Here is a 17772-nt window from a genome sequence, read left to right as displayed (position 1 = left end):
CGCTAGATATAAAAATATTTTTCTCTGATTCAATCTGCTTCTCATGATAATGTTCAGTCATATAGAAATTGAGAAGATCATAATCAAATAATTGAGGCCCATGGATGACAATCAGATTACCACTTTGTAATCTTTGCGCTGTATGAAATTGATTAAACTCAGCCCATGCATATTTTAATTGTAGAAGATGAAGCCAAAATTGCCGGCTTCTTGGCCACAGGCTTAAACGAATCCGGCTACCAGACTACACAGGCGTGTAATGGTCTGCATGCCTTATCAGTGCTGGAACAGCAACAGATTAATCTGGTATTGCTGGATGTGATGCTTCCCGACCTGGACGGCTGGCAAGTCCTCAAAACTTTGCGTACTTTCTCTAAAGTTCCCGTACTCATGCTGACGACCAAAGATTATGTGCTTGACCGGATTAAAGGATTGGAACTAGGTGCAGATGACTATTTAACTAAGCCTTTCTCTTATATCGAACTCTTGGCCCGTATCAAAAGTCTGCTGCGCCGTGTACCCAAAACACAACATGAAATGTATCAAGTGGCCAATTTAGAGCTGAATCGTTTAACCCGGGAAGTATTTCGAGACCAGCAAAAAATTGAGCTTACCCAAAAAGAGTTTGTACTTTTGCAGTTGCTGATGGAACACCAGTCCGAAGTGTTAACCCGGACACAAATTGCTTCACTGGTCTGGAATATTAATTTTAATACCGATACCAATGTCGTTGATGTTGCTGTACGCCGATTACGTTCTAAAATTGATAACCATTTCAGTCCAAAACTTATTCATACGGTAAGTGGTATGGGCTATAAGCTGGATGCGCAAGCATGAAAATGCATTTGGGTACACGACTCGGCATCGCCTTTGGCCTCATTTCCTGTATCGTTTTTTTAAGCATCGGCGGGTTGTCCTATCACAATATGCAGCAGATGGTGCAATAACAGCAGGATGAAGCCTTGGCCTTGCGGATTTCCAGAATTGAAATATTTCTGGCTGATCAGCAAAGCTTTCAGGTGCTGATCGAACATCCAGAGCTTTATGAGAATATGCTTGGACAGGAAGATAACTTACTGATCCTTAAAAACGCGCAGAATACATTAATTGATATTAATCCTTTAAATACTACTATTCCTCTATTGGATTATGACACTAGGCTGAATTATCAAAATAATAAGCTTGAACAACCCACGACCCGTTTAGCATTTAAGCAAATGGACTTTAATGGACAGTCTTATCAACTGATTGCCGGCAAGCAGCTAGTAGCAGGGCAACAGCTTTTAAAACATTACCTGATAAAATTAGTGATCTACACTCTGCTCGGTATTATTTTATCCACCTTATTAGCCTGGCTAATCGGACACTATCTATTGCGATCCATGCGTCAGTTAATTTACGCGACTCAGCAGATCAGTGTGCAGCAGCTGGATCAGCGTATCGAGTTGCAATCCCAAACTATTGAGGTGCAGCAATTAACCGAGGCCATGAATGCCATGCTGGACCGTATACAGCAAGGCTATGAACAGCTGGCCCGATTTTCTGAAGATATTTCTCATGAATTACGAACGCCCCTGAATAACTTGATGAGGCAAACCCAGATTGCCTTGTCGAAGTCACGTAGTCGCGATGAATTAGAAAATCTGCTGTATTCTCATCTGGAAGAATATGAACGTCTGCCCCAGATGATTGAAAACATGCTGTTTATCGCCCGGGTAGAACATGGTCATTATCAGATAGAAAAACAGACACTAGAACTGAGCCAGATCATAGAAGATTTGCTGGCATATTCTGAGTTTCTGGCAGAAGAAAAAATATATCTATTTATACGGATATTCCGGCTCAACTGAATATAGCTGCGCATCCAGAATATCTGCAACGTGCGCTTGCCAATTTACTCAGCAACGCAGTGCAGTATGGAAAGGAAAATGGAGAGATCAGAATCACGGCGATGACTACAGAAAATAGCTGTCGGATTGATGTGCTGACAGCAGGTGTACAGATCCCCGAGCAGCATTTAGCCCATCTGTTTGAACGTTTTTACCAGATTGATAGCAGCCGGCATCAAAAAGCCCAAACGGGTGGTTTGGGCTTGGCGATTGTGCAGTCGATTATGCAGTTGCATCAGGGGGAAGTTCAGGTGAATAACCATCCTCAAGGTGTGGTCTTTAGTTTGATCTTCCCGACCTGAGCAGTGGCTTAACGGGTACGACGGCCACGACTCTTAGTATTTGGACGGGTAGTACCATTAGTCTTGCGACGTGGTTTTTCACCTTCTTCCATTTGCCAGATACGCGGTGTACCGGTTTTTTTCTTTGTGCCGTCTTTCGTTACTTTCTTGTTAATCGGTTTACCACCGGTACCACCCGGCTTTTTCACATAAGAGCGCGAGCGGTAAGGTTCTTGAGCAGGCACATCTTTAAAGTCTGGATAAAGTAGGGGTTCAATTTCTTTAGTTTCACCTGGCTGTAAACCTAATTGAACCAGATCAATCGAACCGATTTTGGTGCGAATCAAACGTAAGGTAGGAAAGCCGACTGCTGCAGTCATACGACGAACTTGACGGTTGCGACCTTCACAGATTGAAATTTCGACCCATGAAGTTGGAACAGAAGCACGGAAACGTACCGGGGGATTACGTTCCCATAACCATTCCGGTTCAGTGACTTTAATTGCTTTGGCTGGTAGCGTAATACCGTCATTCAGTTCAACGCCCTTACGAAGCTGTTCCAAGGCTTCTTCAGTTATATCGCCATCGACCTGAACCAGATAAGTTTTGAATTTTTTGCTGGCTGGATTGGTAATATATTGGTTTAAACCGCCATGATCGGTCAGGAACATCAAACCTTCAGAATCCATATCCAGACGACCAGCAATACGCAGATCCGGATCGTCTACAAAATCCGCCATAGTCTGATGTTTTTCATCTGGACGAAATTGGGAGAGGACGTCATAAGGCTTGTTAAGAATGACAATTTTCACTTTAACCTACTAAAATATATAAAATAATTCTGATGTGGCAGTCATGTTGCCCATTGTAATACTCCTTTACTTATAAATAGGAGATAAGGGAAGACATAAAAGAGTCCACTAAGTGGAAGCTATCATAGCAGATTCTGATTTATCTTCCTCGAATTTATGTTTTGCATCAAATTTGATTGCGTTTGATTGCGACCATGCCGCTTTAAAATGATGTGCTTTTTGTATTCAAATATGATCTTCCGTTTAAGAATGTTAATCCTCGATAATCTACATTTTCGACTGCACTTGTCGATTTAGTTAAGGGAAAATAAGACAATTCAAGGCAAAGCAAAAAATTGATAATGATTTTTATAGACCTGAAATGGTTTTGATGAATTTACATACCATACAAAAAGCTTTCCAAATTGGCTTAGACCACTACAAAGCAAGCTGATATTTTAATTTCACAGTTTCTAATATTTTTAATTTTGAGGTGAACAATGAAATTGTTGACTTTAATTAGTATGGGTATTGCAGCAAGTTATTGTTATAAAACCATCAAACATAACAAGCAAAATCTTTCAAATCTAAGTTTTGATGAAGTGATAAATCAACACATTTTACGAGATTTTATAGCCTGAGTATTACTTATATTTACCGCTAGTTTAATTTGATTATAAATAGAAAATCTCAACATATATTGTTGGGGTTTTTTATTTTTTATCGTTTGAATATTTTTAAATAAGGTGCATAAGAAAATTTATATCAAAATGAAAGTTACATGATTAATCTATTAAATAGTCAATTAATACAACTCTATAAAGCAATGTAAACGAAAAATTCAAATCTTCTGCTAAATTAAAAATAAACCAAATGTGTGGAGGTTTGTATGAGAAATATACCAGAAGGAACCCAGGTTATTCATCATATATCAGCTCAGGACTGCGCATTCTATAAGGAAGAAAATGGAATTCTGAAAGTCTGGAATAGCGGCACTTGGGTGAATGCGATTGTACCAAATCTGGAAAAGATGATGGAGCTTGATTTCGAGTTAGAAGTACTCAAATCTATGTAGTAATTTAAAATTTAAAGATCCTTCTATTTAGGATCTTTAAATTTATATTGAGGTTTTAAAAAATAATAAAAAATATCTTTACGATAAAAGAGAATTTTATTGAAAATAAAATAGCAATTGTTGATTAATTAAAAATACATATCAGTTGCTTAGTTTTAGTTTGATATAAAATATGGAAAATAAATTATGAAATAGTAAAATTAGAACCTATGAAATAACTTAAAAAGACATTAAGTTCAAAAGCTTAAATTTTGGAATGGCAATATATTACATAGAAAATTTTTTTTATAAACAAAGATTATTTTATGATTTCAAAGAAATAATCTATTAATTTTTTAAATAAAACCAATTAAGTAATTGAAAATTAATAATATGTTTATTTATAATTAAGGTTTAATTTATAGTTTTACTCTCTTATATTGCGTTTTACTTTAGTTTAAATATTCAAGATTATGTAATATTTTGTTATTTGGTTTTATGCTTATGTAGTGTATAAATAATATGCAGCTGTTCATGAGGGTAAAACACATGACTAAAGCAGAATTAGCTGTCTCCGCATTGGTCGTATTCCTTATTACCTTGATGGTTTATGGAGTAGGACAATCATTGAGTTATTAAAATAACTTTTTTCTAATGATTCCCGTATGTAAATAAAGCCCTTCGTGGGCTTTATTTTGTTTTCAGTCTGAGTCTGAATCACTCTTCTGATTTTCAGAATATTCTAGCGCAGCTTTTTGTGCTTCTGCNNCATGTATGAGCGGTGTCTGCTTATGTAAGATATTCGGGCTTAGCGTGAAAACCCTTTCACCTTATGTAAGAACAATTATCTTATGAATTATTTTGTAGAATTAATTAAAGAAATGTTTTAGAAATTGAAAATATTAAATTTCTTAAATTTATAACGAGAAAGATATAAATTTAATAAACTTAAAATTTAATTCCTATAAAGAAAATATAAGCATTTATTGAATAAAATAATGTGGATTAAAAAATAGTTCAAATAAGAACAATAAAAAAATATTATAGAGCTAAGAATATTTGAACGTTAGCAGATTCTATGCAAGTAGCAGCACAATCGGAAATTAATAAATTTTTAAACTTCAAAATTGTGGCAAGATGACTCTGAATACAGATCTAATATTCAATCTACCTGATCATCTAGTTATTCCTTTACTGCGAAAACTGTGGCTTACATTTTATAGCCTCTCATACTAAATATACTATTACTGCGTTGGTTCGATTCTGAACTGGAAACTTTGTGAACGTTGATACATCAATGCTGAATCTGGATCATGGCCATGAAATGTACCCACATCTTTCGTGAATTTTTTAAAAGATTTTATTTAGAAAACCATATTTATATTCAGGGTTAAAACAGGTATCAACATGCAACGCTATGTAAGCGATGTAAATATCTCGAATATAGATCTAGTCAGAATTGAATCACTTAATAAAGATGCTTTTACATTGACGTATTTAGATACAGCTCAGCGATTGGCTTATTTTATATAAAGGTTAGAGTGATTAATGCAACTTCCAGTGATAGAGACAGTTCTCTAAAGGAGTTTATGCTATGGCTAAGTCAAGAGCAAAACATAAGCAGGTTCAGCAAAAGGATAAAAAGGACAGTGCTCAGAATGAAGAGCAACAACAGCAACAGCAACAACCCTCTAAACCATCCCGTGCGAAAAAGCGTAAATAAGATTTAAACTGATTCAACAAAACCCTCAGCTGAGGGTTTTGCTATTTTTAAGACTGTTTTCGAAAAACAATTGGGAAAAAACATCACTAAAAATAACAGGATTTTGACTTTAAATTTCTGTGTATTCCTTAAGATAAAACGAACTCCTCATTAAACAGCTAAGCGAGCTATTGTGAAAATTCCCAGAATCCTGCTTTTAATATTTTCCTTAAGCATATTACTTACTGCCTGTCAGCCACCGCCATCAGGTGAACCAGCGGGCTGGAAAAGTCCCTACCTCTATTGGCAATTAAAAAAAGCTGAGCTGATTAGACCAGTAGAAATTCCTGTACAAGGAGTAAAACCTCGCCAGATTCAGGATACTTGGGGTGGAGCACGGAGTGAAGGTCGCAAACATGAGGGGACTGATATTTTTGCTAAACGGGGAACACCGGTAGTCAGTGCGACCCAAGGGATCGTCCGTAAGATTGGAACCAATAATTTGGGCGGTAAAGTTATCTGGATTACTGGCCCGAATTTAAGCCAACATTATTATGCTCATCTAGATGATTATGCTGAACATATTCAGGAAGGAGACTGGGTAGAAGCAGGTGAAATCATTGCCTATGTCGGCAATACCGGTAATGCGAAAAATACACCACCACATTTGCATTATGGGATTTATCTCAGTGGGGAAGGTGCGACCAATCCTTATCCTTATTTAAAGGTAGAAGAATTGGAATAAGCGCAGGTGAATGTAAAAAAAATGTAAAAGATCGCCATCTAAAGAATGAAAAGCATAAAATAGCGTATCTCCCGTTTTTCCTGTTTTTATGAGTTTTGCTTATCGACCAGATATCGATGGCCTGAGAGCGATTGCAGTATCATTGGTCATTTTCAATCACCTCGGCTGGTCACTATTTTCTGGCGGCTATATTGGTGTTGATATTTTCTTTGTCATTTCCGGTTATCTCATTACGACCATTTTGAAGCGCGATATTGAGTTGCAGCAATTTTCAATTGCACGGTTTTATAAGAAACGGGTGATCCGTCTGGCACCTGCATATTTTACTGTACTGGCAATTGTCAGCCTGATTGCTTGGCAGGTGATGTTGCCGGGTGAGCTGACGGAATATTTTAAAAGCGTCATGTATGCCACTGTGCTCATTGCCAATCTGTATATGCGAAATGAGGTGGGAGATTATTTCAGTCCGAATGTAGAAAATGTGCCTTTGTTGCATTTATGGTCATTGGGCGTAGAAGAGCAGTTTTATATTTTCTGGCCGCTCTTGCTATGGCTATTCTTGAGTAGAACCTCACGTAAATATCTTTGGCTTGTTATTAGTGTATTTATTGTCGCTTTAGTTATATACGCCCAGCAGCAACTGACTCATAATCCAGCCAAAGTTTACTATAGCATGCCGGTACGAGCGTTTGAGTTATTGATTGGCGCATTGATTAGCTGCTTGCCAAAACTGAATCTGCCAAAAAAACTATTACAGGGATTGGTCTGGGCTGGAGTAAGTGTTCTATTTGCAACTGCAATTTATTTTGATCAGCAAACCCCATTCCCAGGACTGATGGCATTGATCCCGTGTCTTGCAACGGCACTCATTATTTATCTGGGACAATCTATATCTTCAAGTAATTTATTACTGAGTAATCGTCTTAGTACCTGGATTGGCAAGATTTCATATCCTCTGTATCTATGGCACTGGCCAATCATCGTGTTCTTTGGCATTTATATGCTGCCCTTGAATCTGGAAAATCAGATTATTATTGTTTTTCTATCACTTATATGTGCATTTCTGACTTATAAACTGACTGAAACACCACTGAAACGCTTTGTGATGGCTGCAAATTATAAAGTGATTATTCTTGGATTTATGTTACCTGCAGTCAGTTTTATTGCGATCGCCCAAACCATCAAAACACATGAAGGTTTCCCGGAGCGTTTTCCAAAATCGGTGCATGACAAACAGGAAGCATTACACACGTATGCACATGTGATTCGTAGTAACTGCATGGATACTGCGGATCCAATATGTTTTACCCAATGCTCAGGATTGTGTCTTAGGACAATCTAAAGAAGATATTGATTTCCTGTTGATTGGCGATTCGCATGCCAATGCCTACACAGCAATGCTGGATGAATGGGCAAAGGATGCTGATTTACGCGGTTATGACGTTACGCAAAGCTCAACCTTTTATCTGCCAGATGTACAGCGATTTGAATTAAAGTTGAATCAATGGAAAGAATTGACCAAATTCCAAAAACGTAATGATGCTATTACTGCGCATCTTAAAGAAACCCATTATCCAATGATTATTCTGGCGGGTTCTTATGCGCAGTATTTTGACGATGATGTAAAACTTAAAGATAGTGTCCATCATACTGAGGAAGAGATATTTAGAGCAGGCTTGATGAAAGCCTTAGAAATTGCCCATCAATCTAGTGATCAGGTGGTGCTAATTAATGATGTACCACATCTAGACTGGGAAGGGATTCCATCTGATTGTAATATTCGTAAAGAGATTCTTCATCGAGACGCTTCATGTACAGTTTCTCGAAAAAGTTATGAAGCACATTTAAAGCAATTCAATCAGATTCTGGCAGAAGCAAAACTGAAATATCCACAATTAAAAATTATTGATCCAACCAAAGTCATCTGTGATCAGCAGGCATGTAAAACGATGTTGAATGATGTGCCTTTGTATCGTTTTAAAGATGATAATCATCTTAATGATCAGGGTTCACGGCAATTGGGCGTTGAATATCTAAAACAGTTTGGTAATCCGCTTAAAGATTTGAAAAAAGATTAAATGGAATAAAACCACGTTTAATGACGTGGTCCTATTCCTTGGGATTTGGGTCATTGACTGATTTTAATCTTTATTTAATTCTTTCTTCTTGAACAGAAACCGGTTGCGGTTGCTCATCCATCTTATATTTGGAAGAACGTGTATTCCAGAACAGTTGTAATGTTCCCCCTAATAAAACTAAAGCAGCCAGCATAAACTGTTGATGATAGTTCAATCCAAGATATTGCAGGGCGCTAAAACTTAATCCACCAATCAGCTGAACAGAGGCAAAACATAGAGTCGCAATACTCCAGAGCTTTTTATAGGCCAGTCCATACAGTTGCAAAATGGTATAAGAGGTGAGGAAAACCACAGCGGGATTCAACATTCCGGTAAAAAAAGAAGAACTGAAAGTGAGGAACGGGTTAGCATTTAAAGTCGCGATGAAAATCGCCAGAATATACACACTATAAAGAATCTTTAAGGCGGTAAAATTGCCAAATTTTCTTGCCAGAATATAGGCAGAAAAAGCACCTAAGGCACTGCCCAAACCATATAGAATCCAGTTAAAGTTAATCCAGAATAAGCTTAATCCTAGTTCATGGCTGAGATAGTCAATCCAGAACAGGGAATGCGGAATATAGGCAAATGCACTACAGGCATAAACCGCCAGTAAACTATAAAAGACTGTATTTAAAGGTACTTGAGCAGCATGAGAAACAGATTGTTTAGCTAGATAGGGTTTAAATTGTTGTATCAGTAGGCTTAAGCAGATACAAATCATCAGGGCAAACCCACATAAGATCAGCCAGGCCGTACGTATGGAAATCTGGTCAAGATAAGGTAAAAACAGTGTAGCTAGTAAAACCCCCAATCCAATTCCGCTAAAACCAATAAAATTGATCTTAAAACGGTCTTTTAAATCGCAGCACTGAGCCACGACACTTGGTGACAAAATCATGAGCAGACCACCACTGATACCGGAGATCACGCGCCAGCTGATATACCAGATTTCAGAAAACCCTGAAAAAGCGCAACAGAATAAGCTAACCATTCCAGCTATTGCAGCAAGCTGGATATAGGTACTCATGCTTCGATCTTGAGGCAAGCGCATCGCTGCAAAAGCACCCATTAAATAACCCAGTAGATTGGCACTACCCAAAAGGCTGGCAAAACTCGCGCTCCAGACAAAGGCTTCACGTGTACCAGGTAACAGGGCAGTATAGGAAAAACGCAGAATGCCGATGCCTAAGCACATGCTCAGGCAGAGAAAAAGACTAAGCTTGACCGTATTTGAGGACATCCATATACTCTTGAAGTTTTATATTTGTTCAAAAAATAGCATGAATCATCAAGCTAAAGGAGAAAAGGCTGAATAGATTTTATTGAGAAAAGAAACTCTAGATTAACAGCATACCTCTTTTTAAATATCTATAAAGCTTGTCGCGGAAATTTTTAAACAATAAAAAACCGCATTCATAAATGCGGTTTTTTGAGTTAACTTTTATAAATTAACGCATTTTTGCCAGGAAACGGCCTAAACGGGTAATCGCTTCACGCAGTTCATTTTCTGCTGGCAGGAATACCACACGGAAATGATCCGGTGTTGGCCAGTTGAAACCAGTACCTTGAACCAATAGAACTTTCTCGGCACGTAACAGATCAAGCATCAGTTTTTCGTCATCCTCAACCGGATAGATTTCTGGATCAAGACGAGGGAAACAGTACATCGCACCTTCCGGTTTCACACAAGATACCCCCGGAATCTCGTTTAGCATTTCCCAGGCAATATTACGCTGTTCATATAGACGGCCACCTGGGCGGATCAAGTCATTAATAGACTGATAGCCACCGAGTGCAGTCTGAATTGCATATTGTGCTTGATGATTCGCGCAAAGACGCATTGAAGCCAGCATATCCAGGCCTTCAATGTAGTCCATTGCACGTGATTTATCACCAGTAATCGCCATCCAGCCTGAGCGATAGCCAGCAATACGATAGGCCTTAGATAAACCGTTGAACGATACACATAATTGCTTGCCTGCAAGCGAAGCTACTGAAACATGTTCAATGCCATCGTAAACGATTTTGTCATAGATTTCGTCTGCAAACAGGATCAGATCATATTTCTTCGCCAGATCCACGATTTGCTGTAATACATGACGCGGATAAACCGAACCAGTCGGGTTATTCGGGTTGATAATCACGATCCCGCGGGTATTTGGCGTGATTTTGCTTTCCATATCCGCAATATCTGGATACCAGTGATCTTCTTCATCACATTTATAGTGAATCGCAGTACCGCCAGACAGGTTCACTGCTGCAGTCCATAATGGATAATCCGGCATTGGAATCAGCATTTCATCGCCGTCATCCAGCAGGCCTTGCATCGCCATCACGATCAGCTCAGATACGCCATTGCCAACATACACGTCGTTCACGTGCATATCCAGAATGCCTTTTTGCTGATAATACTGACAGATCGCTTTACGTGCCGGGAAAATTCCTTTGGAATCTGTATAGCCAATCGCATTTGGCAGGTTCAGTGCAACATCATTAATGATTTCTTGCGGGGCTTCAAAGCCGAATGGGGCGGGATTTCCGATATTCAGTTTGATAATTTTATGTCCGGCTTCTTCCATCTCGTTGGCCGCTCGTAACACTGGTCCGCGAATGTCGTAGCAAACATGCTCAAGCTTAGACGATTTCTTGATCTCGCGAGGGGGGGTGTTACCAATACCGGACATAATTCCATCCAATTAATTTTTAAGTTAAACCTATAGATTACGCAAATATCACAATCTATGCTGAAATTTCGCTAGAAATTTTTTCATCTCTAGCGTAAATATGGAAGTACTGAAGCATGACATTGAATGTCAAAGATTTAAAGGAGTTAGTGATGGGAAAACTCAATAAAACAGACCGGGAATGGCAAAGAGAGTTATCACCAGAAGAGTTTCGCATTACGCGTGAAAAAGGAACTGAACCGGCATTCACAGGCAAGTACTGGAATACAAAACAGGAAGGGACTTATGTCTGCCGTTGCTGTGGTACACCACTGTTTTCTTCAACCACTAAATATGACAGCGGTTGCGGTTGGCCAAGCTTCTATCGTCCTGTGAGCAGCTCAGTTGTAGAAGAATTACCTGATACTTCACATGGTATGGTGAGAACAGAAATTATTTGTCATCATTGTGATGCACATTTGGGACACGTTTTCCCGGATGGTCCGGAACCGACTGGCTTACGTTATTGTGTAAACTCAGCCTCTTTAGAATTACAAACACAAGAAAAAACTGACGAGGAAACTTATCCATGACCAGCATTTATCAGTTTGAAGCTGAGTTGTTAGATGGGAAAAACAAACGACTTGCAGATTATGAAGGAAAAGTACTTTTAATCGTAAATACCGCGAGCAAATGTGGTTTCACTCCACAATTTGCAGGTCTGGAAAAGCTTTACCAGAAATATAAAGAGCAGGGACTGGAAGTTTTAGGTTTTCCATGCAACCAGTTTGGTGGACAGGATCCAGGTTCAAATGAACAGATCGGTGAATTTTGCCAGAAAAATTATGGGGTTTCTTTCCCAATGTTTTCCAAGGTAGATGTTAAAGGTCCAGAAGCGCATGCGATCTTCCGTTACTTGACCAATAATTCTAAAGGAATTCTAGGAAATGGTATTAAGTGGAATTTTACCAAATTCCTGATTGGTCGTGATGGCAAGGTATTAAACCGTTTTGCACCTACCACCAAACCTGAAGATCTCGAAACAGAAATTGAAAAGGTTTTATGAGTTTATTTGAAATGTCTAATTTCTAATGAATAGAAAATAAGTTAAATAAAAAATAATTTGTAGTCAATATCCATAAAAAAACCCACTTCTGGAAAGTGGGTTTTTTTTATTTGTGTTTAGGTCTTAAAAGATTAAAGAATCGCTTTTAAACGCTGAATTACCTGCTCACATTGGGCCAGATCAGCCACCAATGCCAGACGCACATGATTTTCACCCGGGTTGCCTTGTGTAGTTTCACGAGACAGGTAACGGCCTGGTAATACTTTGATATGCGCTTTTTCCATCAACATTTTGGCAAAAGCTTCATCATTGTCCACTTTGAGCCAATAGTAGAAACCCGCATCCGGTTTTTTCAGCGGAAGCAAGTGCCCCAATTCTTTCTGGAACAGATCGAACTTGGCACGATACTGTACCCGGTTTTCTTCCACATGGGCTTCATCATTCCAAGCGGTAATTGATGCTAGCTGGTGTTGCACCGGCATCGCTGCACCGTGATAAGTACGGTATTGCAGATAAGGTTTGAGTAAAGTGGCATCACCTGCAACAAAGCCTGAACGCATGCCTGGCAGGTTGGAGCGTTTAGATAGAGAATGGAAAACGACACAGTTTTTATAGTCATCTCGGCCAATCTCGGCACACACTTCCAGTAAACCTGTCGGTGCTTCATCAAACCAGAGTTCTGAATAGCATTCATCAGAAGCAATGACAAAATCATATTTGTCTGACAGTGCAATCAGCTTTTTAAACTGCTCTTTAGAAAGAACAGCACCTGTTGGGTTGCCCGGTGTACACACAAATAACAGGGCAGTTTTTTCCCAGACTTCAGCCGGAACTGCATCAAAGTCGCCTAAGTAATCATTTTCTTCAGTACAGTTAATGAAATAAGGTTTTGCACCTGCAAGCAGGGTAGCACCTTCATAAATCTGGTAGAAAGGGTTTGGCATCACCACATAAGGCGCATCTTCACGATTAATCAGCGCCTGAACAAAAGAAAAGATTGCTTCACGGGTACCAGAGACCGGTAATACATTGCTGTCTGCACTGATGCTATTCAGTTTAAAACGACGAGTCAGCCAGTTGGCAATGCTTTCTCGTAATTCAGGTAAGCCTTTGCTGTTCGGATAAGTCGATAGATGCTGGAAATTATCGATAATCGCCTGTTTCACGAACTCGGGTGCTGGATGCTTTGGTTCACCAATTGAAAGGGGAATCAAAGGCATATTCGCAGGCTGGGTATTCGCGAAAAGTTTATTCAACTTTTCAAACGGATATGGGTGCAATAAAGACAAGCTAGAGTTCATGAATGTGTTACCGAGCAGTGTGTTAGTGTTGAGCATTGACCTGATGTGAGGCCTCATCGAGAGCAGCTTTTAATGCCGCTGCAAAATTGTCAGACTCTGTTTGGGTCATTGGGCTGCCATCTTTTTTGGTGACAAAGAAAATATCTTCAGCACGTTCGCCAAGCGTAGCAATTTTGGCAGAGTGAATATCCAGACCCTGCATCATAAATAAACCGCCAATTTTCGCAAGTAAACCAGGATGGTCAAGTGTCGCAATTTCCACCATATTCTGATTTAAAGCCTCATTGAGAGTGATATCAACCGTATTTTCAATATCAAAATGACGTAACTGACGCGGAATGCGGCGCTGCATCAGACCTGGATATTCATCAGAATGACTTAAGGCATCCTGTAAGGCTTCAATCACAGTCGCTTCACGTTCTGGGTCAGTCAGCAGCGTGCCAAAACGGTCAAGTACGACATAGGTATCCAGACTAAAGGCTTTGGTCGCGGTAATAATCCGGGCATCCTGAACGTCCAGATTCATGCGATCCAGAACAGCAACCGTGGTAGCGAACAGATTTGGCTTGTCTTGGGTATAGATGAAGATCTGCACGGCATCCTGCGCATATTTACGATGCGCACGCATTAATACCAATGGTGCAGGATTATCCCCATGTTCCAGAATGGCACGGGTATGCCAGGCGATTTCATCGGCAGATTCTTTCAGGAAGTAATCATCGCCCAATTCCTGCCAGACTTTTTCAACGTCATAGAGTGAGAAATGTTCTACCAGACGTTCACTGGCTTCGAATTTGGTATCTTCAATCAGCATTTGATAATCAACCGGACGGCCGAGACCTGAACGGATCACATCACGCGCATGTGTATAAAGCTGACGCATCAAAGATGAACGCCAGGTATTCCAGAGTTTTGGATTGGTCGCGTTGATATCTGCCACTGTCAGCGTGTACAGATAATCCAGATGCTCCATATCGCCCATTTTTTCAGCAAATTCTTTGACTACATCCGGATCGGAAATGTCTTTTTTCTGTGAAGTCACCGACATGGACAAATGGTTTTCAATCAGCCAGGCAACCAGATTGCATTCACGTTCGGTAAAGCCATGGGTACGGCAGAACTGAATCGCATCGGCTGCACCAAGCTCACTATGATCGCCACCACGACCTTTGGCAATATCATGGAAAATAGCCGCTAGATAAACAATGTCACGACGTGCTAGGCGCTGGAACACGGAGCTGACCACTGGGAATTCTTTGGCAAATTCGGGTTCTTTGAAGCGGTTCAGATTGCGGATCAAGAGCAGGGTATGTGCATCCACGGTATAGATATGGAACAGGTCATATTGCATCAGGCCGGTAATCTGTCCGAAAGCCGGAATATATTTGCCCAGAACACCATAACGTTTCATCGCAACTAGCGTTTCGTACAGGCGATGCGGTGAACGAATGATGGCCATAAACAGGGCCTGGTGTACCGGATTATCACGGAAATCCTGATCAATACGTTTAGCTGCCAGAGTAAGCAGACGTAAAGTACGGGCACGTATGCCTTCAATTTCAGGACGATTAGCCAGCAAATAGAAAATTTCCAGAATGGCGCTTGGCTTTTCCGAGAAAATCTTGTGATGTTGAACTGCTAACTTGCCATCGACCAGTTTGAAATTTTCATTAATTTCTTCAATCTGGCGTTCATATTGAGGTAAACGCGGAGTAATGACCGATTCATTAAAATAGGCCAGCAGCATTTCATTCAGAGTCGAAACCTGCTGTGCGCTACGGTAATAGCGCTTCATAAACTGTTCGATTGGATAGTTCGGTGACTGACCTTCTTCACGGGTATAACCAAACATCGCCGCAATATCTCGTTGATAATCGAACAGCAGGCGATTTTCATCGCGCTTGGTCAGACGGTGTAAATGATGACGAATTTCCCAGAGAAAGCTTTCAGCTTCTTCGAGTACGGCAAGTTCAAACTCTGAAATAAAGCCCAGATGTACCAGGTCATAAATACGGTTAACGCGGAAATGACGTTTGGCAATCCAGCCAATCTGGTTAATATCACGGATACCGCCCGGTGCATTTTTAATATCCGGTTCCAGATTGCTTTCAGTATTATTGTGTTGAGCATAACGTTTGTGCTGCTCATCCATTTTCGCATCAAAAAAGGTTTTATCGGTCCAGGTTTGTGAAACGATTCGGCGTGGCCACTTGGTCAAATTTTCATTGCCAATAATCAGACGTGCCTCGATCAAGGACGTCGCTACAGTAAGGTCGCTGCTGGCCTGATTGACACATTCATTGATGGTACGAACACTGATGCCCGGTTTGAAGTTGCCTACATCCCAAAGAGAGGAAATAAAGCTGGAGATCAGCTTTTCCTGCTCTGGAGTGAAATCATCTTCAGAAAGGATCATGATATCGACATCTGAATAAGGCAGCATTTCGCGGCGGCCATAACCGCCGACTGCGAAAAGTGCCAAATCGGTTTGATCCAGTTCAGCATGATTCCACAGGAATTGCAGAGCCTCATCAATCAGGTTGGAACGGGCCTGAATGATGTCACGGATAGACTGTCCATTTTCAAAACATTCCTGAAGCTGGTTTTCTACATCGCTACGCCATTGGTTGATCGCTTTGATGTCATTGTGACTTTTAATGTAATTCAGCAGTGGGGAGGTATTGATCATGAACAGTGGTCCGTTGTATTTACTTAATTTTGATTCACATTAACTTGGTCAGCAACCTGTTGAGCCAGCTCGCGAGCCTGTTCAATGCTTTCTGCACGCGCAGTCGCGACACCCATACGGCGGCGTTTAAAACCTTCAGGTTTACCAAACAGGCGTAAATCGGTATTGGCATGGGCTAAAGCAAGATTCAGGCCAGAAAATGAAAGGTTGCGATCATCGACACCTGCGTAAATCACGGCACTGGCAGCCACACTATGGCGAGCCGTATTGACTGGTAAGCCTAAAATAGCACGGGCATGCAGTTCAAATTCACTCTGGAACTGGGAAGCTAATGTAACCAGACCAGTGTCATGCGGGCGAGGTGAAACCTCACTAAACCATACTTTGTCGCCTTTGATAAAGAGTTCTACACCAAAAATACCGCAACCGCCCAGTGCTGTGGTGACTTTATTCGCGATACGTTTTGATTCTTCCAAAGCTGCTGGGCTCATTGGCTGAGGTTGCCAGCTTTCTACATAGTCGCCTGAGTCCTGACGATGTCCGATTGGATCACAGTAAGAGGTTTCGATTTCGCCAGTTTGAGGATTCTTAGCCCGTACAGTAAGCAGGGTAATTTCAAAATCAAAATCAATTTGTGATTCCACAATCACTTTGCCCTGATTAACCCGACCACCTGTTTGCGCATATTCCCAGGCAGCATCAACTTCTTCAAAGCTTTTCACGCGAGATTGGCCTTTACCTGAAGAAGACATCACCGGTTTCACAAAGTTTGGATAACCAATGTCATCACAGGCTGCGCGGAAAGATTCCAGAGAATCGGCAAAGCGATAAGCAGAGGTCGGTAAGCCTAGTTCTTCAGCTGCCAGACGACGAATGCCTTCACGGTTCATGGTCAAGTTCACTGCTTTGGCAGACGGAATCACAGTGGCAATATTCTGTTCTTCAATTTCAACCAATACTTCTGTTGCAATCGCTTCAATTTCAGGAACAATAAGATGCGGCTGAATTTTTTGAATGAGCTGTTTGAGTTCCGCTGCATCTGCCATATTTAAGGCATAAGAAAAATGTGCCACCTGCATGGCAGGAGCATCTGCATAACGATCTGCAGCATGAACTTCTACACCTAAACGTTGCAAGGAAATCACCACTTCCTTACCTAGTTCTCCTGAACCTAGCAATAGAACTTTAAAAGCTGAAGATTGAAGAGGAGTACCAATAGTCACGTTCATGTGTATTATCCATGCTTGATTTTATGGACTTTTAGCATAACAGAACTCAATGCCGAGATAAGCCGAGTTTCATACAAAATTGTGATATTGGCCAGCAGTTTTATTTATAAAAGTTTATAGAGAATTGCATCTGAAATCAGGCAGTTCGCTTTACTTTATTTTTCACAGGGTTTAAATCATAAATACGATTTTGCGGATTGAGTTTTTTCATATGCAGAATTTGCTTGTCATTGAGCTGAAGT

Annotated in this window: 15 protein-coding genes and 1 pseudogene; 10 read left to right on the top strand and 6 right to left on the bottom strand. The window is 40.4% G+C overall.

Going from position 1 to position 17772, the window contains the following annotated elements:
• The first annotated feature begins 165 nt into the window (after positions 1-165).
• Both B3J29_RS14115 and B3J29_RS14110 read left to right on the top strand, forming a co-directional pair.
• Complete coding sequence (locus B3J29_RS14115; RefSeq protein WP_214002075.1) at positions 166-837, top strand: heavy metal response regulator transcription factor; 672 nt, start codon at positions 166-168, stop codon at positions 835-837.
• Positions 834-2191 (top strand): annotated as a pseudogene (locus B3J29_RS14110) (heavy metal sensor histidine kinase). Before B3J29_RS14115 ends, B3J29_RS14110 begins: the two are co-directional and overlap by 4 nt.
• Before the next feature lie 8 nt (positions 2192-2199).
• Here B3J29_RS14110 and B3J29_RS14105 read toward each other — a convergent pair.
• Entirely contained in the window at positions 2200-2982 is a 783-nt protein-coding gene (locus tag B3J29_RS14105; protein ID WP_005236402.1) for an rRNA large subunit pseudouridine synthase E, read from the bottom strand.
• 479 nt (positions 2983-3461) lie between these two features.
• Here B3J29_RS14105 and B3J29_RS15450 point away from each other — a divergent pair, with 479 nt between their 5' ends.
• The 6 genes from B3J29_RS15450 (at position 3462) to B3J29_RS14080 (ending at position 8540) form a co-directional block, all read left to right on the top strand.
• Positions 3462-3602, top strand: coding sequence for a hypothetical protein (locus tag B3J29_RS15450; protein WP_005236401.1), 141 nt, complete (start codon positions 3462-3464; stop codon positions 3600-3602).
• Positions 3603-3850: 248 nt separating this feature from the next.
• Positions 3851-4036 (top strand): hypothetical protein, encoded by a 186-nt coding sequence (locus tag B3J29_RS14100; protein ID WP_004784145.1) that lies wholly within the window; start codon positions 3851-3853, stop codon positions 4034-4036.
• A 1573-nt stretch (positions 4037-5609) separates the two neighbouring features.
• On the top strand, positions 5610-5738 hold the full coding sequence (locus B3J29_RS14095; RefSeq protein ID WP_004784138.1) for a hypothetical protein: 129 nt from the start codon (positions 5610-5612) through the stop codon (positions 5736-5738).
• Positions 5739-5910: 172 nt separating this feature from the next.
• Positions 5911-6462 (top strand): M23 family metallopeptidase, encoded by a 552-nt coding sequence (locus B3J29_RS14090; RefSeq protein ID WP_034170701.1) that lies wholly within the window; start codon positions 5911-5913, stop codon positions 6460-6462.
• An 88-nt stretch (positions 6463-6550) separates the two neighbouring features.
• Positions 6551-7804, top strand: a complete 1254-nt coding sequence (locus B3J29_RS14085; protein WP_004784135.1) for an acyltransferase family protein — start codon at positions 6551-6553, stop codon at positions 7802-7804.
• A 19-nt stretch (positions 7805-7823) separates the two neighbouring features.
• Positions 7824-8540, top strand: coding sequence for an SGNH hydrolase domain-containing protein (locus B3J29_RS14080; protein ID WP_264673485.1), 717 nt, complete (start codon positions 7824-7826; stop codon positions 8538-8540).
• A 70-nt stretch (positions 8541-8610) separates the two neighbouring features.
• Here the strand turns inward: B3J29_RS14080 and B3J29_RS14075 are convergent, their stop codons facing one another.
• Positions 8611-9822, bottom strand: a complete 1212-nt coding sequence (locus B3J29_RS14075; protein WP_034170700.1) for a YbfB/YjiJ family MFS transporter — start codon at positions 9820-9822, stop codon at positions 8611-8613.
• Positions 9823-10030: 208 nt separating this feature from the next.
• Complete coding sequence (locus tag B3J29_RS14070) at positions 10031-11266, bottom strand: pyridoxal phosphate-dependent aminotransferase (RefSeq protein WP_004784132.1); 1236 nt, start codon at positions 11264-11266, stop codon at positions 10031-10033.
• 152 nt (positions 11267-11418) lie between these two features.
• Here B3J29_RS14070 and msrB point away from each other — a divergent pair, with 152 nt between their 5' ends.
• Together msrB and B3J29_RS14060 are read left to right on the top strand one after the other, a co-directional pair.
• Complete coding sequence (gene msrB / locus B3J29_RS14065; RefSeq protein ID WP_125279399.1) at positions 11419-11838, top strand: peptide-methionine (R)-S-oxide reductase MsrB; 420 nt, start codon at positions 11419-11421, stop codon at positions 11836-11838.
• Entirely contained in the window at positions 11835-12311 is a 477-nt protein-coding gene (locus B3J29_RS14060; RefSeq protein WP_004784130.1) for a glutathione peroxidase, read from the top strand. The genes msrB and B3J29_RS14060 overlap by 4 nt, the downstream gene beginning before the upstream one ends.
• 131 nt (positions 12312-12442) lie before the next feature.
• On the opposite strand, the gene dapC is transcribed toward B3J29_RS14060, so the two are convergent.
• Genes dapC through purT form a run of 3 tightly spaced genes read right to left on the bottom strand, consistent with a single transcriptional unit; the run spans position 12443 to position 17539 of the window.
• Positions 12443-13612 carry a succinyldiaminopimelate transaminase gene (gene dapC / locus B3J29_RS14055; RefSeq protein WP_214002076.1) on the bottom strand — a complete coding sequence of 390 codons (1170 nt, stop codon included), beginning with the start codon at positions 13610-13612 and terminating at the stop codon, positions 12443-12445.
• Positions 13613-13634: 22 nt separating this feature from the next.
• Positions 13635-16301, bottom strand: coding sequence for a [protein-PII] uridylyltransferase (gene glnD, locus B3J29_RS14050; protein ID WP_005236380.1), 2667 nt, complete (start codon positions 16299-16301; stop codon positions 13635-13637).
• 23 nt (positions 16302-16324) lie between these two features.
• Entirely contained in the window at positions 16325-17539 is a 1215-nt protein-coding gene (gene purT, locus B3J29_RS14045) for a formate-dependent phosphoribosylglycinamide formyltransferase (RefSeq protein ID WP_171431275.1), read from the bottom strand.
• Between the last annotated feature and the right edge of the window lie 233 nt (positions 17540-17772).

Source organism: Acinetobacter sp. UBA5984 (assembly GCF_002429925.1).
In the GTDB taxonomy this organism is placed as follows: Bacteria; Pseudomonadota; Gammaproteobacteria; order Pseudomonadales; family Moraxellaceae; genus Acinetobacter; species Acinetobacter variabilis.
Note: the sequence above shows the minus strand (reverse complement) of the source record. Positions and strands in the feature narration are given on the sequence as shown.

Coding starts and splice junctions, on each gene's coding strand:
- B3J29_RS14115 (WP_214002075.1), top strand. CDS start 166: ATGCATATTTTAATTGTAGAAGATGAAGCCAAAATTGCCGGCTTCTTG.
- B3J29_RS15450 (WP_005236401.1), top strand. CDS start 3,462: ATGAAATTGTTGACTTTAATTAGTATGGGTATTGCAGCAAGTTATTGT.
- B3J29_RS14100 (WP_004784145.1), top strand. CDS start 3,851: ATGAGAAATATACCAGAAGGAACCCAGGTTATTCATCATATATCAGCT.
- B3J29_RS14095 (WP_004784138.1), top strand. CDS start 5,610: ATGGCTAAGTCAAGAGCAAAACATAAGCAGGTTCAGCAAAAGGATAAA.
- B3J29_RS14085 (WP_004784135.1), top strand. CDS start 6,551: ATGAGTTTTGCTTATCGACCAGATATCGATGGCCTGAGAGCGATTGCA.
- B3J29_RS14075 (WP_034170700.1), bottom strand. CDS start 9,822: ATGTCCTCAAATACGGTCAAGCTTAGTCTTTTTCTCTGCCTGAGCATG.
- B3J29_RS14070 (WP_004784132.1), bottom strand. CDS start 11,266: ATGTCCGGTATTGGTAACACCCCCCCTCGCGAGATCAAGAAATCGTCT.
- msrB (WP_125279399.1), top strand. CDS start 11,419: ATGGGAAAACTCAATAAAACAGACCGGGAATGGCAAAGAGAGTTATCA.
- B3J29_RS14060 (WP_004784130.1), top strand. CDS start 11,835: ATGACCAGCATTTATCAGTTTGAAGCTGAGTTGTTAGATGGGAAAAAC.
- dapC (WP_214002076.1), bottom strand. CDS start 13,612: ATGAACTCTAGCTTGTCTTTATTGCACCCATATCCGTTTGAAAAGTTG.
- glnD (WP_005236380.1), bottom strand. CDS start 16,301: ATGATCAATACCTCCCCACTGCTGAATTACATTAAAAGTCACAATGAC.